This window comes from Pseudoalteromonas sp. TP27 (assembly GCF_056470645.1).
This window is the reverse complement of sequence record NZ_JARDAK010000003.1, coordinates 377815-399982: the sequence shown is the minus strand read 5'-3', so window position 1 is coordinate 399982 and position 22168 is coordinate 377815. Positions and strand designations below refer to the sequence as shown.

At 38.1% G+C, this 22168-nt stretch carries 16 protein-coding genes; 4 read left to right on the top strand and 12 right to left on the bottom strand.

The features are described from left to right. Positions 1 to 38: 38 nt before the first annotated feature. From PX700_RS06380 to PX700_RS06350, 7 genes are all read right to left on the bottom strand, one after another. Positions 39 to 2381, bottom strand: coding sequence for an McrB family protein (locus PX700_RS06380; RefSeq protein ID WP_479520232.1), 2343 nt, complete (start codon positions 2379 to 2381; stop codon positions 39 to 41). Between the two features lie 28 nt (positions 2382 to 2409). Next, entirely contained in the window at positions 2410 to 4287 is a 1878-nt protein-coding gene (locus tag PX700_RS06375) for an AAA family ATPase (RefSeq protein WP_479520231.1), read from the bottom strand. A 29-nt stretch (positions 4288 to 4316) separates the two neighbouring features. Continuing rightward, positions 4317 to 6161: a restriction endonuclease subunit S gene (locus PX700_RS06370; RefSeq protein ID WP_479520230.1), complete on the bottom strand. Its 1845-nt coding sequence runs from the start codon at positions 6159 to 6161 to the stop codon at positions 4317 to 4319. After that, positions 6161 to 7633, bottom strand: coding sequence for an N-6 DNA methylase (locus PX700_RS06365; protein WP_479520229.1), 1473 nt, complete (start codon positions 7631 to 7633; stop codon positions 6161 to 6163). The genes PX700_RS06370 and PX700_RS06365 overlap by 1 nt, the downstream gene beginning before the upstream one ends. A gap of 117 nt (positions 7634 to 7750) precedes the next feature. Next, complete coding sequence (hsdR, locus tag PX700_RS06360; protein WP_479520228.1) at positions 7751 to 10204, bottom strand: EcoAI/FtnUII family type I restriction enzme subunit R; 2454 nt, start codon at positions 10202 to 10204, stop codon at positions 7751 to 7753. A gap of 166 nt (positions 10205 to 10370) precedes the next feature. After that, the gene (locus PX700_RS06355; protein ID WP_479520227.1) at positions 10371 to 11441 is read right to left on the bottom strand and encodes a hypothetical protein; all 1071 of its coding nucleotides are present in this window, start codon (positions 11439 to 11441) and stop codon (positions 10371 to 10373) included. A 467-nt stretch (positions 11442 to 11908) separates the two neighbouring features. Continuing rightward, positions 11909 to 12115, bottom strand: a complete 207-nt coding sequence (locus PX700_RS06350) for a hypothetical protein (RefSeq protein ID WP_069439592.1) — start codon at positions 12113 to 12115, stop codon at positions 11909 to 11911. Positions 12116 to 13072: 957 nt separating this feature from the next. Here PX700_RS06350 and PX700_RS06345 point away from each other — a divergent pair. Both PX700_RS06345 and PX700_RS06340 read left to right on the top strand, forming a co-directional pair. Then, on the top strand, positions 13073 to 13906 hold the full coding sequence (locus PX700_RS06345; protein WP_197236903.1) for an AAA family ATPase: 834 nt from the start codon (positions 13073 to 13075) through the stop codon (positions 13904 to 13906). Between the two features lie 61 nt (positions 13907 to 13967). Next, positions 13968 to 14822, top strand: a complete 855-nt coding sequence (locus tag PX700_RS06340; RefSeq protein WP_479520226.1) for a hypothetical protein — start codon at positions 13968 to 13970, stop codon at positions 14820 to 14822. A 29-nt stretch (positions 14823 to 14851) separates the two neighbouring features. Here PX700_RS06340 and PX700_RS06335 read toward each other — a convergent pair whose 3' ends face one another. Both PX700_RS06335 and PX700_RS06330 read right to left on the bottom strand, forming a co-directional pair. Further along, a complete protein-coding gene (locus tag PX700_RS06335; protein ID WP_138529418.1) occupies positions 14852 to 15085 on the bottom strand; it encodes a hypothetical protein in 234 nt (77 codons plus the stop codon). A gap of 432 nt (positions 15086 to 15517) precedes the next feature. Beyond that, complete coding sequence (locus PX700_RS06330; protein WP_479520225.1) at positions 15518 to 15910, bottom strand: hypothetical protein; 393 nt, start codon at positions 15908 to 15910, stop codon at positions 15518 to 15520. Positions 15911 to 16470: 560 nt separating this feature from the next. On the opposite strand from PX700_RS06330, the gene PX700_RS06325 reads away from it, so the two are divergent. Continuing rightward, a complete protein-coding gene (locus tag PX700_RS06325; RefSeq protein WP_090493474.1) occupies positions 16471 to 16761 on the top strand; it encodes a helix-turn-helix domain-containing protein in 291 nt (96 codons plus the stop codon). Then, a complete protein-coding gene (locus PX700_RS06320; protein WP_479520224.1) occupies positions 16751 to 18043 on the top strand; it encodes a type II toxin-antitoxin system HipA family toxin in 1293 nt (430 codons plus the stop codon). The genes PX700_RS06325 and PX700_RS06320 overlap by 11 nt, the downstream gene beginning before the upstream one ends. Before the next feature lie 783 nt (positions 18044 to 18826). On the opposite strand, the gene PX700_RS06315 is transcribed toward PX700_RS06320, so the two are convergent. From PX700_RS06315 to PX700_RS06305, 3 genes are all read right to left on the bottom strand, one after another. Then, positions 18827 to 19915, bottom strand: a complete 1089-nt coding sequence (locus PX700_RS06315; RefSeq protein ID WP_479520223.1) for a cell division protein FtsZ — start codon at positions 19913 to 19915, stop codon at positions 18827 to 18829. A 75-nt stretch (positions 19916 to 19990) separates the two neighbouring features. Beyond that, positions 19991 to 20965 carry a helix-turn-helix transcriptional regulator gene (locus PX700_RS06310; RefSeq protein WP_479520222.1) on the bottom strand — a complete coding sequence of 325 codons (975 nt, stop codon included), beginning with the start codon at positions 20963 to 20965 and terminating at the stop codon, positions 19991 to 19993. A gap of 207 nt (positions 20966 to 21172) precedes the next feature. After that, entirely contained in the window at positions 21173 to 22132 is a 960-nt protein-coding gene (locus PX700_RS06305) for an HNH endonuclease (RefSeq protein ID WP_479520221.1), read from the bottom strand. Between the last annotated feature and the right edge of the window lie 36 nt (positions 22133 to 22168).

The window sequence follows — 22168 nt, the reverse complement described above, 5'->3', positions numbered from 1 at the left end:
GAAAACTCATAAACAGTCCATGTACGCATAAACCTTCCTTAGTTCTGTTTCATTTCATCAAAATTTTCATCATTTATGCTTTGATAAACAGCTGTATAATTTTCAATCTTGTCAAAGGCTTTACGGTCTACAAAGTAAGACTTCGCTGCATACTCATCAGAGCCACCAAGCCAAGTTGTATGAGCATCTTTGAGCTCTGAAACAAATCCGTTGCCGTTAAATACTTGCTTAATTTTATCCCAATCTTCAAAAAAGTATTCTTCCAATAGCGGCATAATATTAGTGATAAATACTTTTTTAAGATCTACCAAATTATTTACTTTCATTAGTAAGGCATGGCCGATAATGTGCTCTCTATCTAATAAAAGCTCTATCCGTTTGTTAATCGTGAATAAAAGCTTCCTTAAGTTAATACCATCTACATTTTCTTTTAATAATGAGTAGTCAGTTCTAAGCTCTTCAAACTCAAAACGGCGTCTTAACGCTATATCTATATGCGTTAAAGAACGGTCAGCCGTGTTCATTGTGCCAATAATATCGAGGTTGCTAGGTACCGAAAAAGGTAAGTTTGAGTATGGCAAAGTAACGGTAAGTGAATGCTCTTCACCAGCCCGTTTATCTATTTCAATAAGGCTTATCAACTCACCAAATATCTTACTAATATTGCCTCGGTTAATTTCATCAATCACTAGTGCATATTGATGATTAGGGTCAGTTTCAGCACGTTTGCAGAGGCGCTTTAAAATCCCGGGCTTTACAGCGTAGCTTATATCACCATCATCGTTAGTAACTGGCCTTAAACCCTCAATAAACTCTTCATATCCATAAGATTGATGAAAAGTCACAAACTCAAAACGCTTTATTTCTTTTTCGACAGGGGGACCTGCCTTAAGCTCATTTAGTTGCTCTTTATAACTAGCGATTAGTTCATGTTCTTTATCAACAATAGTCCACTTACTATCTTTATCTTTGTTAAAAATTAGTGGTTCAATGCGCTTGGCGTACTTAACAGTTTCTGAGTCTTGAATGGTATGAGTTTGCAAAGCAGCCCAAGCTGTCTGCCTTATGTTGGCAGTTCTACCATTGAGCGCTAACTTCTTTGTAAAATACTCATGGTTCACAATATCTGTGACAGATAAATAGTGCTCTGAATCCAACAAAATAAGTGTAATAATTTCAAACCAACTTAACTCACCCAACTTATTGTTAAGCCAAACTACAGGCTCTTCAGAAGTTCCTGTTTCTGTGTACTGTTCTTTTAACAGCTTTTGCAGGGTAAAAGTTTTGCCAGTACCAGGTGGACCGTAGTAAATAAGGTTTTTTGATTTTTTTTCCGATTTATTTAGCTCAGTGGTCATTGAAGGATCCGCTTCATCTTCGTTTATATATAAGCCCTCATCCTGTCTTTCAATTCTTAGCTTTTCAAACAACCACCAGATAAATGTATTAAAGGTAATAGTATCTTCAACATTATCTACTTTTTGTTTAATTTTAGCCGTAATTTCTTTATTTAACTCAGACCAATTGCCATTTCTTTTAACACCCAGAGAAAAACTCTCATTTAATAATTTAGCAAAAAGCTTTAAATCATCCACATTCAAAATAGTACTATATGTTTGAGTATCTGCAGCCGAAAATACTCTGTGAATTACACTCCATTTAATAGTTTTTAGCTTACCTACTATTTTAGCTTTTTCCGCCCATTCATAAACTTCTTTTAATGTATCCGCTGAAGGATCTTTAAATATTAAAGCTGTAATTTTAGGTAAATCATCTAAAAGTTTATTAAACTCAATGTCACTTAGTGCCCCAGGTTTAACTCCAGTAATACCATTTGTATCAAGCTTCCATAATTCATTTATAAAACCAGCACTATATCCATTAGGAGTAGTATCTATATTTTGCTTAACTTCTGCACTAAAGCGCTCATAATCAGAGATCCAGCCCTTGCTTGGCTTTTTAAGGTAATCGTTATATAAATCATTGATAGACTTATGTTCTACAACGTCTGTAATTTTGTAATTGAACTTAGAATTAACAAAGTTAATAAACTTGTTGGTGCCACTTGATTTGTCTCCATTACCACTCCATTGATTACTTACGTATACAATGGTGTTATCTGAAAGCTTTAAAGACTCATCGTCTAACTCAAAAAAGCGTTTTTTATTATAATTAGTCTGCTTTTTCTTTTGTTCCAAGTCTTGTAGAGTTATATATAAGGGTCTACTTTTGGTTCTGTATTCCTCGACCTCTTTGAAGTCTTGTTGTAACTGTTCAAATGTTGGATTATTGTCTTCGACATACTTTTTCATTATTGCTAAAATAAGACGCCCAACGCCCAATTGCTGGCCGTCAAAATCATACTTTTTTATAGTTTTCATATTGTTCCTTAATATTTATCTATATTGTTTATTGAGCGCATTGTTGCTTAATAAAATCAAACATAGGCCTAAATACCTCAAAGCATTCAGAGCCTAATTGTGGGACTATATTCTTAGCAAATTTAATCTTATCGTGGGTAAATACTATACTTTGGCCTCCCCCTCTAGAGGGCTCTACCTTAAAATATTGGTTGGTTGCATCCAAACCATAAAATAAATGCTCTATCGCACAACTCGACTCTCCCCCCCAAGTTGTTCCTTTTTCTTCGTCTTTAATAACAAGGGATCTGATATCAGGGTTTTCAGGAACCGGTAGCATAATCGCAAAAGAGTTTCCTTCAGCCCACTTTTTTATCAAACCCTTATTTACATCTGTCTCTAAGGTGTCACCGTTCAAAGAATTCCACTGATTAAACGCTTTATCAAAATCAAACAAGCTAAATATAGGCTTACCTTGCATTTCAGCATGTATTCTCTTGTCTGTAATTAACTGATTTATATAAGTACAAGTAAAGGCATAGAAAGGGATAAAAGGCATTTCATCTTGATATAACTTTCTCCATGCCTCACTTAAAATATATGGGTCAGAATTACCTTCTGTAAATAGAATTGGCTTATCTTCAGTTTGAATAGTTTGGATAATCGACACTAAACTCTTATGCTCAGAATAATTAATTATATTTGAGCTGAGCTTCTGTACTGCAACATGTTTAGGTAGTTCAAAGCAAAGCGAGTTTTCGTTCTTCAATTCCATGTAGCGTATCTTATTAGTTTCATGCGGAATTAAAGTAACAGCACTATGGCTTGTCATTAATACTTGATTCGTTTTTAGTGCGGTGTCTGAAATTGCGTTAACTTGGCTTAAAAACTCAAACTGCCACTCTGGGTGTAAAAAAGAGTCTGGCTCATCAAGAAGAGTTAAACAGTTATAATTTTTAAATATTTCGCTGATGCCGTAAATATAAACAGACTGAATTTGTCCATCACTAAAAAAGTCTAAGCTAGCTTGAGTACCACAAGTGAGGGTTATATCAGCTTTGATGGCAGCCAACATCTCTAACGCTTTTAAATTATCAAAATAACTAAATAAGCGGCCAGCATCATCATACTCAAATTCATTGCGGAATAGTTCAATATCTATGTTCAATACATATTGCTGTGGTGTTTTGAAATAAATATCTCGATGCTGAAACTCGCCCTTAATACATTTTTCAAGCCTTTTTACAAATTCTAAAGACCGCCCTTTTAAACCCCAATAATGAGTTCTGGTATCAAAGTCTTCAACTTGAACACCTTTAGCATAAGTTTTACTTGGGCGAGTAAAAGTCAGTTGAATAGATGTTTGTTGAGTAGCTAAACCGAGTTTCTCAAATATAAATTGCCTAGCTTTATTTTCTTCCGGTAAAAGCAGCATAGTTGCAAGTAACAAGTGTTTGTACTCAGAGCCAATACCAATAAAAATGCGGCTACTGTCGTTATCATCTTCATTACCTATTGCTCGCCTAAAGCGGCTTTCATACTTTTCTAAAATTTTAGCTATATTATTGTTTTTACCTGAGTAATACATAAGTATATGTTCAGGAAATGGTAAGTGGTCATCTCCAGGAGGAATTACATATTTTGTTGCTAGTAATTCTCCAGTATAGTCTACAGATACTGTAGACTTATCAATTTCGTACTCAACTTTATATTTAAATGGCGCAGGTATAATCTCCTTTCTATTACTGTCCCTATACTTAATTTCAGATTCATAAACATGCCTAAAAATCTCAATTAATGCTTCAAATAAATTTGATTTCCCTGAGCCATTCTTGCCTACAAACACTTCTAAAAAATTATCAGCCAACGTTAAATTTAAATTTTTTAAATTTTTGTACTCGCTAATATATAGTGATTTTAATCTCATTATTATTGTTCTCTATATTCCGTTATAGATTAATTTACAGCCTGCTCAACAATGGCGTTGGTTAGGTGAAGTTTAGTAGTTTGTGCGTCGGTTAAACGGGCTTTAAGTTGGTCGCAAAGTGTCATTAACTCATCGACTTTAGCTACTATACGGTGTTGCTCCTCGAGTGATGGCATTGAGAAGCTAAGTTGCCCCAACTCTGTAGAATTGATATTTTTAACCCCAGATGTTGTTCTTATAGGCTTCTCTATCTGGTCGCGTATATGTGTGGTTTTCATTATTAACGCTATGAATTTCGATAATACAAACTTTTGAGGAAGTCTAGTTCGAACTAAATAGCCTGCATAAGCAAAGTCTTCAAGGTCCCTGTCAACAACAGTGCAATTTCCAACTATTCCTAAACTTCCATTTGATCTAATGAAAAGTAAATCTCCACTTTGAAGCTTTAAGTCTTCTTTCTCTTTATTTGTTAGCTTTGAGTACTTCAAGTCCTCGATACAGACAAAACCTTTGACAACATTAGGTATTCTTAAAACGGCTTGGCCATCAATTCCATAATCGGATTTTTGTGATGTTCCATATTTTAGATCAATAAAGATTGAACCAAACCTAACCCATTCCCACCCTCTTGGTAATTCAAACGGTTTTTCTTCGTCGGTGATTTCTGGCAGTGGTTTTTGCTTTTTGATTTTTTTATCTTTAATCAATTGAGCTTTTTCTGCTGCTATGCGCTCTAGGAGTTTGGCGGCAGGTTCGTCTTTTGGGTTTTGTGGGACGAGTTTGCCCATTACTACTAGTTGTAAAATGGTTTGCTTAAGCGTGTCGATGCTGGCTGTGGTGGTGAATAGCGTGTCGAAGTGCTCGCTTAAACGTTGCCAGTTTTGTTGGAACTGTTCAGCTGTTTGTTCCGGTGTTGCTCCTTCCTCAGGTGCTTTCAGCAAAGCCTCTAACAGCACTTCAACTAATGTTTGATGTGCCGCAATACTGTTTTCAGTTTGCGCTTCAAGCGCATCACACAAGCTCATTAACTGGTCAATTTTGGCGACAATTCTAATTTGCTCCGACTTAGAGGGCAAAGGAATTTTAAGACTGCGAACTTGCGATAGGTTTACACGTTGACGCGTTACCCCTTTAGCTAATCCTTTGAATTGGTTAGCCACAAAAGGCGAATTGATACAATGAATTAAAAACTGCTTATTAATAGAGCTTTCATCTAGTTTTATTCTTATTAGATCAGCAACTATAATTCCAAACTCTAAGTCTTCAGGGATAATACAAGCCTTGCCAGTGGGTTCCCCTAATTTATTTAATACAATATCTCCCCCATGAAAAGAGTGTCTAATTAAACTTGTTGCTTTTTCATGAGTAAGATACTGAATTCCGTTATATTTGAATTTGTTTCTATCGACATTTTGAATCCTGATTAAAGGAACACCTTCATCGACATATTCAGTTGACTTTAAATTAGAACCAAATGGTCCATCAACAATATTTTCTGAACTATTTACTATGAGCTCACTTAGAATAGGTAAAGACCAGCCTTCAGGGTAAGCAAACTTAACTTCTGGCATATCTTTAAGATCAACTAATTTTGCCTTCTTTATTTTTTTTTCTTTTATCAATTGCGCTTTTTCAGCGGCTATTCGCTCTAGCAACACTGAGGCTGGTTCATCATTTGGATCTTGCGGCACTAACTTGCCACGTACTGCGAGCTCTAAAATAAGTTCACGCAGCTTTTTAATACCATGAAGTGAAAACTTTTTAGATGAGCCTCGACCTGATGACGATTTTTGCTCAATAGCAGTCGTCCAAATATCAAGATGCTCGGTTATGAGCTGCTCTGCGATTGTGGTTGATGTTTTTGAGTCAGCCATTACTTGCCCTCAACATCTTTAGAAAGCGCTGCTGACAATATACCTTTAAGCTGATCGCGCAGTGCTTGTATGTCGGCTTGCTGCTTTGAGTAGTCAGCTAATAGCTCTTGTGGGTCGTGGCTGATTACTTCGCCTACATGCGGGTTTTTAATGTCGAGATTGTAGTTACGGGCAATAATATCGTCGATTGATACTTTCCATGCTTGCTCTGTTTCAGTTCGGCTTGCAAAGCCGTCTGCTTCGTTACCCCACCATTCGAGCTCCGTTTTGAATTCTTCAAACTTCATTGGTTTTGTTTTGTTGTAATTTTTTACACCGGCTGGGTATGGGTGCTCGTAAAACCACACGTCTTTTGTTGGCGTGCCTTTAGTAAAAAACAGGATATTAGTTTTAATGCTTGTGTACGGGGCAAATACACCATTAGGTAAGCGTACTATGGTGTGTAAGTTACATTCCTCTACCAATAGCTTTTTAATTTTGGTTTTTACGCCTTCACCAAACAAGGTGCCGTCTGGCAATACCACTGCGGCGCGGCCTTTGGTGTTGAGCACTTCTATAATAAGCTGTAAAAACAAGTCGGCGGTTTCGCGGGTTTGCATGTCGCTTGGGAAGTTTTTTTCGATGCCGTCTTCTTCAGTGCCGCCAAATGGAGGGTTGGTGATGATTACATCGACTTGATCATCCCAGCTTGAAAGCGGTTTATTTAGGGTATTGCCGTGTTTAACTTGTACCGGTACTTCAATGCCGTGAAGCATCATGTTGGTAGTACACAGTAAATGCGGGAGTTGTTTTTTTTCTACGCCGTGTATTTGCTTTTGAAGTATTTGGTGGTCGTCGCCCGATTTTACATAGTTAGCTTTTACATGGTCGAACGCACACGCTAAAAAGCCACCAGTACCACAAGCCGGGTCCATGATTGACTCGCCTAGTTTTGGGTCGGTTACTGCCACTATAAATTTGGTAATGGCGCGCGGGGTATAAAATTCGCCTGCGTTGCCTGCGCTTTGTAGGTCTTTTAATATTTGCTCGTAAAGGTCGCCAAATAAGTGGCGCTCTTTTGAGTCGGTAAAGTCTATTTCGTTTAGTTTGTTGATAACCTGGCGCAGTAGCGTGCCGTTTTTCATGTAGTTAAAGGCATCACTAAAGGCTTGGGTGACTACATAGCCACGTGGGTTTTTATCTATAGGGGCTGTTAGGTTTTTAAGCTCTGGGAATAGCTTGTCGTTTACAAACTCTAGTAGCTCATCGCCGGTTATGCCTTCGTTGTCAGCTGCCCAATTACGCCATAAAAATTGCTCTGGGATTGGCTCGCGGTAGTCATCTAATTCAAGCTCTAGCTCTTCTTCTTGCGCGTCGAATACTTTTAAAAATAGTAACCATGACATTTGGCCAAGGCGTTGTGCGTCGCCATCGACACCGGCGTCTTTACGCATGATATCTTGAATTGATTTAATAGCTGAACTTATAGACATAGTATTCTCTTGTTTGATTATTTTTATAAACAGCGGCTAAAAGCAAATATGAAAGCTGTTTAATTTAAATGGTTCAATGTTTGCTGACGCTGATAAATAGCAACAGCAAATATAAATTTAAGCTGTTTTAGGCGCTGGCATTTGGTAAATTTCGGCCTCAAGCTCTTTGAGTGCTTGCTCGTATTGTGGTTTGCCACCAAAGCCTTTTTTTACTATTTCACTTAGGCTGCCAATTTCGTTAAACGGCGCTACTTTAAGTGCTTGCATAGATTCTATTTCTTGCACACCTACATCGGCGTATTTTAACAGAAGGTTCTCGAGTACGGTGTGTGCGGTTCCCGAATATTTAGTGAAATAGTTACGCTTTTGTACGTTATCTGCGCGCTCTTTACGGGTAAGTGGTGGTTGGTCGTAAACTACATGGCAGATCATATCAAATGGGTCCATGTCTTTGCCGACTTCTTCCTCTAGCGCTGACCAAATAATGCCTTCTTCGGCAAGCTCGTCTATTACGGCTTGTTTGCGATCTGACTCGTTCCAGCGTTTTACAAAGTCATCCAATGAACTGTACTGCTTGCTCATGGTTTTACGGGTGTAATCTATAAAAGACTCGGTAACCAGCTTACCGTCGGTATCGTAATACTGTACTCGCTCTGCCACTTTATTAACGGTAACACCCGATACGCGGTACTTAACCATTTTGTTAGTTTCGTCGTCCCATTCGCCATCATGCGTGCCATCGCCTTTGGGGTCGTTAATGGTGTCGTTGTTGGCATCGGTTGTATCGTCAGCGGTTGATTGATCATCGAATACGCTATCAGGCTGCTCTTCGGCAGTTGTATCGTCTTGTGACTCAATATCAACGTCTTCAATATCAGTGGGCGTTACTTTAATTACTTTTTCGGGGGTGCCATCAAAGCGTTCATCGGCAAATAACTCGGTGGCTTTTTTAAAGTCGAGTATGGTAAACCACAGCTTGCCGTAGCGGTCATCAATACGGGTACCACGGCCAATGATTTGTTTAAACTTGGTCATTGATTGGATGTTTTGATCAAGCACTACTAGCTTACAGGTTTTAGCGTCTACCCCTGTGGTCATGAGTTCTGAGGTAGTGGCTATTACTGGGTATGGGCGTTTAGGGTTTATAAAGTTGTCGAGCTGGCCTTTACCTAATTCATCGTCGCCAGTGATCTTCATCACGTATTTATCGCTTTTTGCCATTTGCTCTGGGTTTAAGTTGGCAAGAGCGCGGCGCATACGCTCGGCGTGATCTATGTCGTTACAAAACACGATGGTTTTAGCCATAGGGTCTGTACGTTTTAAATAGTTGGTAATGGTTTCGGCCACTAGTTGTGTACGCTCGTCAATCACCATTGTGCGGTCAAAGTCTTTTTGGTTGTATATGCGGTCTTGTATTACTTCACCGTTGTTATCAACCTGCCCTTTTGTTGGTCGCCAGCCTTGTAGATCTACATCAAGGTCGACACGTACCACTTTGTATGGTGCTAAAAAGCCATCTTCTATGCCCTCTTTAAGGGAATAGGTATAAGCAGGGTCGCCAAAGTAATCGGTGTTTGATACTTCATCAGTTTCTTTGGGTGTTGCGGTTAAACCGACCTGCGCTGCGCCTTTAAAATAGGTGAGTATTTCGCGCCACGCGCTATCTTCACTTGCGCTGCCTCGGTGGCACTCGTCGATGATAATAAGGTCGAAAAAGTCAGGGTCAACTTGCTTAAACGCTTTTTGAGATTCTTCTGGCCCCGTTAGCGCCTGGTATAGTGCTAGGTGTATTTCGTAAGCGGGGTCGATCGTTCTGCCCGTAATTTTGGTCATTGAAGTACCAAACGGCTGAAAGTCATTAATGCGAGTTTGATCAACCAATATATTGCGGTCGGCTAAGAACAATATGCGTTTTTTAGCGCGTGACTTCCATAAGCGCCATATGATTTGAAACGCGGTATAGGTTTTACCGGTTCCTGTTGCCATAACTAGTAATACACGGTCTTTACCAGACGATATAGCCTCTACTGTTTTATTAATGGCTTGGAGCTGATAGTAACGCGGGTGCTTGCCACTACCATCATCATAATAGGCTTGGTTTATTATAGGAAGTTGCGACTCGGTATAGCCCTTGTAGGCACAATATTTAGCCCAAAGCTCTTGCGGTGATGGGAAGTCTTCTAAGCGTATTTCGGTTTCAAGGTTATGCGCATCAGGCGTGCCTAGCTTAGTTTTATCGTGGAATATAAAACCATCGCCATTGGAGGCGAATATAAACGGCACATCGAGCAATCTAGCATAATCTAAGCTTTGTTGCAGGCCTTTACCTACTTCATGCTTATTCGCTTTAGCTTCAATGACAGCAAGCGGCATACTGGGTTTATGGTAAAGCACTATGTCAGCCGATTTAACCGTTTTACGTACACCAAGTTGCCCACGGACGATTACTTTACCGTCACGTAGTTTAACTTCTTGGCGTATTTGGGTTATATCATCCCAGCCTGCGGTTTTAACTGCGGGTAGAATAAACTTACTGATTATATCGGTTTCGCTGAGCTTTCTTTTATCCATAACTTAAACCATCCCTAAATACTACGCTATGAGCCAACAAGGCTTTGCGTACAACTCGTTGATTCAACGTGTTTCATGCTATTTAGTGATGCTATATAAAATATAATGAATTAGCAAAAATAAAAGGTATTAAAAGTTAGCAAGCTGAGTTAATAAAAGTATTAAGCTAATTATTGCTATAACCAAGCTGAAATAGTAACTCATTGCTATATTGGTTCAGAAGGTTAAAAGCTTTTTCTTGCTTAACGTTCATCTGTCCGCCAAAAATTTTATACTTAAGTGAGCTATGTTTTTTAAACATCCTCAAGTTATCTTCAAGCAACTTACCAAAGTGATTGGCATACTCGGTAATGTGGTAATGATGCTGCTGGACGGTTTTAAGGTGTGCCGTTGCTTCAGATTCAAGGGATGTTAACTTTTCTATCTCTGCCAACAGTTCAACTTTTTTCATCTTTATTTTTTCGACTTTTTTATATGAACCTGTTACTGCAAAGTACATTGCCGGAGCTGCTATTATGCCACCTAAAACTATAAACCCTCCAGCCATACCAGCTCCACCTGCAGCGATAGAACCACCACCAAACCAAGCTAGTGTTGCGTTTGTTGCAGCTATACCAGAGAGTGAGGTAATAGCAGTACCTGTAGATGCACTACCTATAATGGTAACGACGCCCCAAGCACCAATAGCTGAAGTACCACCCACTAAACCACCAAACCCTGCTTTGAGTGAAGTTTTGAAACCATCGGAGAACTGCTTTAACTGAATTAAAGTTACTTTTTGATCAACTGACTTTCTGTCACTTGTAACATTAGATTTAGTTTGTAAAACCTTTCCAACTTTTTTTAAAAGCTTATTTGTTTTCTCTAATGTAAAACCGATAGAATTTAAGGCTTTATTCGTCTCATCATTAATCAGTTTTAAATTTTCAAACACTGGCTTATACAGGGTGTTGTGTAAGTCTTCGTAATGTTTATTTTGAAGTGCTAAGTGATAAGTACCACCTAATGAAAAACAACCAATTAAATATTTACCTGTAGATTTTAATATTTGCCTCTTATTGCTTCCTTGTGCAAAAAACACTCCCTCAAACTCATTCTCTAAGTACTCAAAAGACTCGTCGGAAATTTCAGTAAGTGTTTTATTACTATAATTTACTATGGCTTTATAAGCGGTAATGCTATTTTTTGATTGCTTTAAATGAGCAAGGTACTGCTCTTTGACTTCACTGTAATACATTAATTTACTTCCTTGTTAACCAATACCCAACTTTTGAAAATATAAATAAGAGAAGTCGGACAATTATTTTTAAGTTATAAGGTTACAGGATTTCTCTTATCAATATCACCAAGAATTCGCATAGAAATACACTTAAGTATTAGAGTCACACTTTTTCTAAATCATAAAACTAAAAAAGCGCCCTAGAATTGGGCGCTTTGCATTTCGGACAAATAAACAGGGTTATACAAATTTAAATAACAAATATTGCAGCATAGTTTTCATGCTACGCTTATTGCTTTGGCAATATTGCTCATAGTTAATTATGCCAATAGCAATCTTGGTACAGAATAAGGTCAGCGAAATAAACCAGGCAAAATTTTGAGTTGATTGATATTGAAAAAGCAGTAACGCTGAGCCACTAAAAGCAATAGTCGAATAGGCAATTTCTATTCGATACCGACTAATTGCTTTCAATATTATGGGCATTAAAAGCCATCATCAAACGAGTCAAATGCATCAAAACAGTCATCATTGTTTGAATCACTTATCGATTCTTCAATTTCATAAACAGTCATTACTCTATTAGGCTGACCCACCACATTGCCACCAACATCTACGATATTAGCGCTCGCATTTGTTATAGGTAATCCTGTTGAGGGATTTATAGCAATATCATTAGCGTCGTTTTTCATTTTTTAAACCTTCTTAATTATTAATTTATGCTTTCAAATTTAATGATTTCGTGATAAAAAAACAAACTCGTTTGACTGCGCAGCTCAGCAACAAACAGTTTGCATAAGTAGTTCCCCCCCCCTTACTTCACCTAATTTTTTATTAAGTAAAAACCCTTTATTCATTTCTAAAAAACACATTAATTAGTTTATTTTAAAGGCTGTTTTTTGTCTGCAAGACAGGTTTAAAATGGCATTTTTCGGCACGAAAAACTGCAAGAAAAAACGCCTCAGAATGAGGCCAACAAGCGCGTAATGTGTTGTAGGCGAAGCCGCAGACACATGGAGACAGCGCGAATGTACAGCTGGTCTGTACTACCCGCGATAGTGTTTCGCATCAGCGAAATTCGATTAAGATTTGGCACAAATTGATATCGAACCATCTATTTTCGTAGAAAATAAAAGCGAAGAAAAATGCGGATAATGGGGCACCCATCGCATTGTCTGTAGCGGCAGGATGGCGGGTAGTACAGAGCGTAGCTCGGTGCATTCGCGCTGGGTCTACAACGCTAGTGCGATAGCGCGTCGAGTCAGCTCGTTGCGGAGCAACATCAGAGCTGGCGTGCGTTTTAGGCCCTATGGTTGAGTAGCGAAGCGACGAAGCCATCCGCTGAAAGCGGCTTCTCTCAATGGTTTCATCCCTCGTTTCATTAAAAGAGCAAACGCACAACGTCTTGCAATGAATACCGTAATATTTTTGCCTAATTGAAATAAAGAATAACTTATAAAGTAAGGCCTCCTCTTTAAGAGGAGGCCTTACTTTATAAGTTTAATTCATACAAATTTTCTACGTTTAAAAACACGCTTAATAAAAATAAAAAATAAATTGGATAATTTTACTTAAAACACAATTAGTTCGTTTTTCGACATCCTATTTAGAAATTCCGAAATATCGCAATCCCATAGGAGTTTATAAATATGAATGACCAAAAACATACCCAACAATTTTCACAAAACAGTGAATCAACAAGCACACCTAAGCCATTACACCAATTAAGAAGATCCGATAGCGTGCTTAGTATTGTTCAGGCCGATATTCCTCAACCATGCATCATTGTGCCTTCGATATTAACTGCCGGAGAGGCTACGCTACTTGCTGCCGGAGCTGGCTCTGGAAAAACCTATATTTCTCAGTATATCGCTGCGTGTGTTGCTGCTGGCACTACTAGTTTTGGTAATGAGCCGTGCGAAGCTAAAAAAGTTTTGTATATTGATGCTGAATTAGGTCTGCATCAGATACAAACACGTTTTGGCAATATTTTTAACGCGATAAGCGCTGGGCCTGGTGACCCATTTTTTAGAGTAATTCATAGAAAAAGTATTCCAGGAGGAATACCTGACCTTGCAACACCTGACGGTTTTGATGCACTCGCCAGTGATATTGAATGGGCCGATGTAGTGATTTTCGATAACCTATCCGCACTGTATACATCCGCAGAGGAGCTCAATCAAAACGACTGGAACTACTACAACAAATGCATTGACGCATTGCGAAGCGAAGGAAAGGCAATTTTGATACTTCACCACACAGATAAAACAGGCAAAAACTACCGAGGCCATACTGAAATTGCGCGTGCAGTTGATAATGTGCTCATTGCAACAAAAGATTTAAAAGCCAGCACCAATTCAGTGACTGTGGTTGATATAGCGCAGTCTAAATCACGTAACGGCGCCAGTAGTGAAAAACTTATGAGTATCGCGTTTGGTGATATATATAACGATGGGCGATTTTTGATGATTCGCGCTAAATAAGCGAGCAATTTTGCATGCTCGGGAGTTATATAAATTATGACTCCTGATTTAGTGAACACGAATGCAAAACGATAACGACTATACTCACCAATACGCCCGCTATTTTGATATTAACATGCGATATAACGTAGGTGCTAACAACTATCAAAAGGGTGTAAACCGTACTGCTCTAACAGTCCTTATTGCGGTTAGGTTTTCTATTGTCGCGCCAGTGATTATTCGCTGGTTCTATAATATTAGTCAACCTCAAGCGCTTGCCCATTTAAATAAGTTAGTAGACGAAAAACTGTTAACGATGGTCCCTACACACAGAAGTCCTGATGGGCGGGTCTATATTCCTAGCTACTCAGGAGCTAAATACGCACAAGAGCAAACCAGTATTGATACTTACTTTCGCTCAAAATCAAACCCCGCACTGCAGGTTAACTACAACCACATAATGCACGACCTGATGAATACATTTGTTGCCCTTCGCGGATTACATAACCATACCTCAGACGGCGTTTACAGGCCGCTATGGACAGGATTTTTATCTGAGCCAGAATTTAAACGATTATATAACCAAGGCAGTGCGCGAATTGTAGACGGTGTGGCCGTATTACCAGATAAAGCTGTCGTTGCCATCGAAATTGAAAACTCATTTAAAAATAAATCGACGCGTCAGACTATCCTGCTCAAATACCTCGACTCACTTAAAGCAGGCCACTACCAACAGGTATTTATATTTTCACAATCTACGCAAATATTTGAAGATATAAAAAGATTACACACCCAGTTACTGACAGAGCTCCCAGAGCGCATAAATAAGAGAACCCAACAACCATTCATGACTCACAAAGATGCTGCGTTATTACAATCTGCGATTGTGTATCGCACAAAATTTTGCGATGAAATTACCGCCCTATTCTATTCATAAGAAAGAGCATCAAAATGATGCTCTAGAAGTTAATGGCGATTAGACCACTGCGCAATAATATCCAATGTCAAATGGCTTGCGTAACACGCTAAAATCAATAGTACATACGAGTTAGCTGCCATATCTGTAATTAATGGTATATCACAGACCTTTTTGTAATGAAGCCAACCCGATAACGCAAATGTGTAGCCGCTTATGGAGCACACATCTGAGAGTGTTCGAACTATCACCCCGAACTGCCATTTTATTGGTTTATTTTTCATAATATCTCTTATGTATATGACCTATTTTAATTAGGTATGCACAACTAAGAGGCATTGTTGATATTTCGCATAGAATATCAAAACGATAAAATTTGAATGTAAAAAAGGAGTGAATATTATTCACTCCTTTTTATTTTTAACCTGTCTACATTAGGTAACTAAGACCGCGCATTCGGGCCCTGCCGCCAAAACAATCGCTATATTGTTTTCTCCCTACATAACCCTGTACGTCATACAGAGTATGAATATTCATTTAAATGCAGTGAATCACCACAAAGGCTCTTCAGGTAGGTAAGCCTGTTTAGCGCCAGGCTCGGTGCAATTTTTTGGAGTAATGAACATGCAGTGTGTAACTTATTTTTGGTTCTATACATATAACTAGTAGCGTTGCAGGGAAATAAAAAAGCGAACCACGTGGTTCGCTAAAGGTTTTTAGGTATTTTCTAATATATCTAACCAATGGCACTCTGTAGCTGCAAAATACTCATTCGGTTTTAGCATAAATAGTTGCTCAAATTCTGCAGTAAACAACCCACAAAATTTTGTTATTTCTTCAATATGTATGAGTAAAAAAGCATACATCTCAATACCTTCCAAATACCTCTCCGAGAACTCAGGGTTAGCAGCTAACAACTGTTGAGAAATACTAATACCCAGCACACTCCCCACGCTATCTCGGTGTAAATAAATGTAGTTTGTGAAGCCCAACTCTTTCGTTTGCTTATCAATTACATCAGCTAACAGCAAAATGGTGGAAGCATCCTCCCAGGGGGATTTACTAGCGCGTACATATTGGCGAATAAACGGCGATTTTTGGTCTTTCATGATTTTTCCTAATTATTTGTCCTAAAACTAACTAGGCATAAGTGAGGAGAAAAATTGAAAGGTAATAGATAAACGACGTAAATTTGCAAAACACCTCAAAAACATTAATGTTAAGTTACTATTTCAAATATTGAGAATCTAAGATGAGTGATTTTATATGGTTATTTCCAGCTGCTGTGTTGACGATAATTCTAATTAAGCTTATTAAACAAGCTAAAAAAGTAGATTAAGTAAAAAAAGACTTAACTTTTTTTATATAACCGCCGGTAGTTAAAGTGACCAATAAGTCACTTTAAGACCTTAAATGCGGCTTAATGTTCCCTAAAAGGCACTTTATTGTGAAAAGTGAAAAACACAAAAATGCGTTTTAATTTTTTACGCTTCTAATTTGATTTACACTCTATTGTATAAGGAACCTGAACAAAATTAGCCAGTATCTACTTTGCTTGGCATTAACACGTATCAAACGCTTTACTCGCAACAAAATAGACACTATAGTATCCATTAACCCTATTTAAAATCCACTTTAGATACACACATGTCTTTTTTGAGGTTCTATTATTAATTATTTATTATTAAGCGAAGGTGATGTGCAGCTAGCTTTTGCTGAGCATCTAAAAGAACGCCGCAAAAAAGCAAAGATGTCACGTGAGGCGTTAGCTAAAAAAAGTACGGTACCTGCTTCTACAATAAAAAAGTTTGAGGTTACAGGACTTATTTCATTCAGGCAGCTATTACTTTTGTGGCAATCTCTCGACGATTTGACTCGTTTATATGAATTAACAAAAGCGCCAACTCAAGGTAAGAATGCGCCAACGTCAATTGCTCAGGTATTAAACAATGGCCTTTAAACCCATAGAAAAGCTAGAAGTAAAACGTACACTGTCAGACTCAACAGAGTTAAAGGTTGGTGTACTTGCTCAAAATAGACAAGGTGTTTACTTTCAATTCGATCAAGGCTATATAGACACATATGGTAATCTTTCGCCATTTTCACTCGCCTTCAATAGAGATGTTCAGTTAGCACCCAAAAGCCCACACAATGGATTGCATGGGGTCTTTTCTGATTGTTTACCTGATGGGTGGGGGCTATTACTACAGGACCGTGTATTCAGACAAAATAATATAATGCCTAACTTTGTTACAGCAATGGACCGCTTATCTTTTGTTGGCCATTCGGCTATGGGAGCATTATCGTTTACACCTGAAACTCATTATGATGGCACAAATGACGATGAAGCTGGTCTTGCTACATTAGGCCAACAAGCCCAAGCAATATTTGACGGACAAACAGAAGAAGTACTTTCTGCGTTAGTGGCTGCTGGTAGCTCCGGCGGTGCACGCCCAAAAGCCCAAATTTATTTTTCTGACAATAATATACAAGAATGTAGAACAAAACCTAAAACAGGTGATGATGCTTGGTTAATAAAATTCACATCCAAAAACCTCGCTTTAGGACATGAGGAAGGGTTATGTGAAGCTGTGTATTTGGATTTAGCTGAACAAGCGGGATTAAACCCTCCTCAGAGATTACTGGTACCCGCCCCAGAAGGGACCGGTGCAAAGCAATGGCTTGCCCTAAAACGATTCGATAGGTTTAAATTAATGGGTAATAAAATGGGCTGCAAACATATGCATAGTGCATGTGGCTTGCTTGATGCTGATTTTCGCACACCTACATTAGATTATGAAGATTTAATTAAAGCGAGCCGTGTTTTATGCAAATCACCTGCTGCAGGGCAATTACAATTTCGTCGGGCTATGTTTAATTTATTTAGCTGTAACCAAGACGACCACAGTAAAAACTGGGCTTTTTTACAAGAAGATTCTGGTGAGTGGGATTTAGCGCCTTTTTATGATGTCACTTTTAGTCCTCACCCTTTTAATGAGCATGCTACTTCGTTTGCTGGATTTGGAAAAAACCCGCCACTAAAAGCGATTCAAAAGCTAGCTTCTGCTGCTGGTTACGCAAATTGGAAGCAGGTACAAGTTATCATATCTGAAATAGCAGAGATTATTTTAAACTTTAAAAATACAGCAAAAGCGCTCGACATAAATAAGCAAACGATTAGTTTAATAGAGCAACAGCTTGATAATACGTACGCCATAAATAAGCATTTAATAGGCAGTTAATTGTATTAAGCTAATAGTATTGATTTATTTATAACTCTAAAAAGGCAGCGGCAACTTTATTTCTAATTGACATTTCTAATGTCTATTTCAATGACCCTAGCAAACATGACTTCAAACTACGTTTAATTCATTTAGCTGATCAGATTGAGTTACGTTATCTACCAGTACTCTTACTTACTTGGAATCTTATTTAAGCGTTTTTAGATTTAAATAATATCGATTCAAAAATTATGGTAGTTTGTGTTTTTAATTTTTTAGTTAATACAATTTGCCTTTTAAGGCTGTTTTTAAGATACTAACTAAGTGCTAACGAGTTACGTAAAATCGTAGCACAAGCTATAGCACGACAAAGTAACAACCTGTTTTTAAAGACTTTAATTGAAAACCTTATAACTATCGCAGTTAATGCATTTGCTGTTTATGAGTAGAGCCACTTTCTAGCCTTTTCAATTAATATCATTATAAAACAAAAAGATAAGTAAAAACAAAGGTGTGTAAAGGCTAACGATTGTGCAGTTCTAGTTTAATAAAAAACCGCTATTATTTATTAAATCGTAACACAAATTAGTAACACAAATTAGTAACACAAATTTTTATTTTTGGGTGTAAATTACAGCCGCGAATTATGCCTATCTTTCTCTGTTACTTTGTTGATCTCAATCAAAAAAATCGCCGCAAGGCCTTTATTTATATAGGTTATAACAAAGCTAATAAATTTTTATCTAAATCGTCCTGTGGTAGCGTTTACACATAGCTATATACCGCGGTCTTTGCTTGCAAACCCTATAAAGTGCTTTTACTAGGTGGTGCAGATTGATTTCTTATAAAAGCGGGGATATCAAAAATATCAGATGCCTTTGGCTTAGTGGCGACTACTTTAGAGCTTGACTGACCTGTAGTGTCATCAAGTATCATTTTTGAACTCGCGCCCGTAGCAATTACCAGTAACTCATAATTAGTCGCTAAGCTTTCTATTTTTGAAACACCACAAATAACCAACGCATTTGGGCTCACCTGCTGGCGCACTGTATCGGTAATAAGGTTATAACTACCCAGTGAAATTTCATCTTTGCAATTTACTTGTATTATCACCCCCGTACTTGACGACATATCCACTTGATTAACTAACGGGTTATTAAGTGCCCCATTGAGCGCAGTAGTAAGCTCACTTTCTTCATTGCATTTACCAACACCTAATACCGCATCGCCTTGGCAATCCATAATTTTGGCAAAATCGTTTAAATCAACGTTTATTAAGCCTTGAAAGCACAGCATATCGATTAATGATTTTATGAGCGAGTGGAGTATTTGGTTTGAGTGTTTAAACGCATCAAATAAGCCAATATCGTTACCTAGCACTTCAATGAGTTGATCGTTTGGGAGAGTAATAACAGCATTAGCATGCTCTTTAAGTTCGTTTAAACCTGCTTGCGCTATATTACTCCTAAACTGCCCTTCACTGCTAAATGGCAATGTAGCAACAAATATAATGGGTTTACCTTGCTCACTAGCAAGCTCTGCAATATACGGGCTAGCGCCAGTCCCAGTACCACCACCCAACCCTGTTGCACAGAGTATTATATCGCAGCCATTAATGAGTGTTAAAAGCTGCTCTTTGCTCTCTTCTGCCGCTTGCAGCCCAACTTTAGGGTCGGCTCCTGCGCCATAACCATGAGTGAGCTCTGCACCTATCAGTACTGCTTCATCACTTTGTGTATGCTCAAGCACCACTTTGTCGGTATTAACACTGTACAAGTGCGCCTGTTCAGATTCACGTTGTTCAAAAATACTGTTTAGCGTATTACAGCCGCACCCACCAATACCAAATACGCCAATTGATAAACCATCATTTTGCTGAATTAATTGAAACATAACTACTCCTTAACTTTTAAAGGAGCATAACAAATAGGTACGTCAATTTTTGACGCACCTAAGCATTTAAATTAATTAGAGATAATTTGTAGTAGCCGCTTTAAGCTTAGAAATAATTCTTTTCCTCAGCTTTTCTGGCTTAATCACTTCAAGCCAATGAGCACATTTAAATAGCTCATCAGTCAATTGCTCGGTATCAGTAGTTTGATAGGTTAGTAATACATTTTTATCGTCAATATGTTGCTTGTCAGTCAGCTCGCCAAGTTCAAAAAATCCTTGATTAACCGCCGAATGGCTAGGCACTTTCACTGTTAACTCGATATCTTCTTGCTTCATACCTTTGTTAATCGCACTGCGTAAAGATTTTAGTTGCTCATCACTTGGCTCTCGTCGTGTTTTTTGCAAAATGTGTACATTGCGGATGCGGTAAACCGGCATTTGATAGCATTTATCGTGAAGCTCCCCCACCATAAACTGCGCCATTAAAACGCCGCCTTGCTCAACTAAATTATAAAAACTCAATTCAGCAAACTTAAGCCAATGTGCCTCATCGTAAAGTACTCTATAAAGCTCAGCACTCACTGCTCGCCTATGGTTAATCGCATGTTCAATTTGCGCAACTAACTGAGTATCGATATTCACTTTTAACGACGATTTTGGAAGGGTTGCAAGCCAATTAGGCACATGACCATTAAAACGTTTAAGAGCCTGCTCTGCTTTAATGTGAACTGAGTGTTTAACATCGCTCGGTACAGATTGCGGTAGTAACTGCTCTAGTAGCAGGTAATGCTCAGCCACTTCGCTGCTCATTACTTTTGCGTTACCACCTCGCCACTGTGAATTAATAGACCAACCATACGGCTTACTCCGCGTATCTTTTTCAAGGCCAAAACAACCTTGCTCGTAAAGTAATTGGAGATCGCGTTGCAACATACGAGTTGAAATATCAAAGCCACGTTCAATCATTCTTTGTTGCAATTTTTGAGTTGAAATAGAGCTTGGTGCTATTGGCACAAGCTCTAAAATTGATAAATGGCGGCGTGAATTCATTTTGCATTACCCATTACATAAAGGTGAGATAGAACTTCATTAACTTTTGTAACCAGCGGTGAAATATAGAACTATAATTCAGATTCGGCCTGACAGATTGCTGCCGTTAAAATTATGAATATTTTTTAGCTTAATGAAAGAGGTTTATATTTCGCTATCGCAAGGCATTTAGCTATAGAAGATGAAACTAAATACTTTAATTTCATCTTATTTATTCCTAGCATAGAAGAGCCTATTATGCTCCAACATGTATTTCTTAAATCTCAATAACTCTACTGTTCCTAATGCTTTAATATTAAGTTCATTATCTTCTTTAATATTTATGCTCTCCAAAGCTTGTCGATCTACGTGTTTCGAAAAAATCATCTTGAAACATTCTGACTTCTCAATAAACGTGATCAGGTATTTATCGAATAAGGCGTCAAGATGAGCAGTCAGAAACATTCCATTTGCACCATCCCAGTGTTCACCTTCCTTGCAATCGCTAAACCTGACAATATGCGATGCAATTAACAACGGCTCAAAATTAATTCCAGTAACTGCACATTGCTTACCATTCCAAGCCTTTTCAACATTTTTACGGAACTTATTTTGTCCCTGTCGAACTTTCTGCTCTGAGTTTTTATATGCATTCTCTTCACTATGTTGCAGGTCATCGTCAGGATGCTCATTTTGAGCTGAGTTTTCAGGCTTGGGATTATCGATAGCTAATATCCAGTCGAGAAAATTGCATATATTCTTACTTAAAGGATGCTTGAAAGATGTATTTTGGGTTTTTAATTGCTTCTCAAGATCGTTGTATTCAACTTGATGACCCATTTTAAATACTTTCTCTAGCAATTTATCATCTAAAAAGATTGGCTTCGTAGGGACAACCGAATTATGAAGCTTTGCCCTATGTGCCTTTTTGTTTGTTGATTGTGAATTGCCTTTAGTAAAGCCAACAATTTTGTACTTGCCTACTAACTGGTAAGATTTTTTAGGCTTTTGCCTTTGTATTACATACACTAGGTCCCCCTCGGAAGGTGGAGTTCTAGGATTTTTAGATTTACCTGGACTGTCCTTAAACCAGTTTCCAGGACTTTCAGGTTTGAATCCATAACCCATATCGGCCATAAACTCTCCGCCAAATTTATAATCTTTATGGAGTGCAAAATAGCTATTCATTTTTTTAGTGTCCTATTTTAAATTTCATTAAAACTT

Excerpts from the sequence above, each read along its gene's own strand:
- PX700_RS06380 (WP_479520232.1), bottom strand. The coding sequence starts at position 2,381 with ATGAAAACTATAAAAAAGTATGATTTTGACGGCCAGCAATTGGGCGTT.
- PX700_RS06375 (WP_479520231.1), bottom strand. The coding sequence starts at position 4,287 with ATGAGATTAAAATCACTATATATTAGCGAGTACAAAAATTTAAAAAAT.
- PX700_RS06370 (WP_479520230.1), bottom strand. The coding sequence starts at position 6,161 with ATGGCTGACTCAAAAACATCAACCACAATCGCAGAGCAGCTCATAACC.
- PX700_RS06365 (WP_479520229.1), bottom strand. The coding sequence starts at position 7,633 with ATGTCTATAAGTTCAGCTATTAAATCAATTCAAGATATCATGCGTAAA.
- hsdR (WP_479520228.1), bottom strand. The coding sequence starts at position 10,204 with ATGGATAAAAGAAAGCTCAGCGAAACCGATATAATCAGTAAGTTTATT.
- PX700_RS06355 (WP_479520227.1), bottom strand. The coding sequence starts at position 11,441 with ATGTATTACAGTGAAGTCAAAGAGCAGTACCTTGCTCATTTAAAGCAA.
- PX700_RS06350 (WP_069439592.1), bottom strand. The coding sequence starts at position 12,115 with ATGAAAAACGACGCTAATGATATTGCTATAAATCCCTCAACAGGATTA.
- PX700_RS06345 (WP_197236903.1), top strand. The coding sequence starts at position 13,073 with ATGAATGACCAAAAACATACCCAACAATTTTCACAAAACAGTGAATCA.
- PX700_RS06340 (WP_479520226.1), top strand. The coding sequence starts at position 13,968 with ATGCAAAACGATAACGACTATACTCACCAATACGCCCGCTATTTTGAT.
- PX700_RS06335 (WP_138529418.1), bottom strand. The coding sequence starts at position 15,085 with ATGAAAAATAAACCAATAAAATGGCAGTTCGGGGTGATAGTTCGAACA.
- PX700_RS06330 (WP_479520225.1), bottom strand. The coding sequence starts at position 15,910 with ATGAAAGACCAAAAATCGCCGTTTATTCGCCAATATGTACGCGCTAGT.
- PX700_RS06320 (WP_479520224.1), top strand. The coding sequence starts at position 16,751 with ATGGCCTTTAAACCCATAGAAAAGCTAGAAGTAAAACGTACACTGTCA.
- PX700_RS06315 (WP_479520223.1), bottom strand. The coding sequence starts at position 19,915 with ATGTTTCAATTAATTCAGCAAAATGATGGTTTATCAATTGGCGTATTT.
- PX700_RS06310 (WP_479520222.1), bottom strand. The coding sequence starts at position 20,965 with ATGAATTCACGCCGCCATTTATCAATTTTAGAGCTTGTGCCAATAGCA.
- PX700_RS06305 (WP_479520221.1), bottom strand. The coding sequence starts at position 22,132 with ATGAATAGCTATTTTGCACTCCATAAAGATTATAAATTTGGCGGAGAG.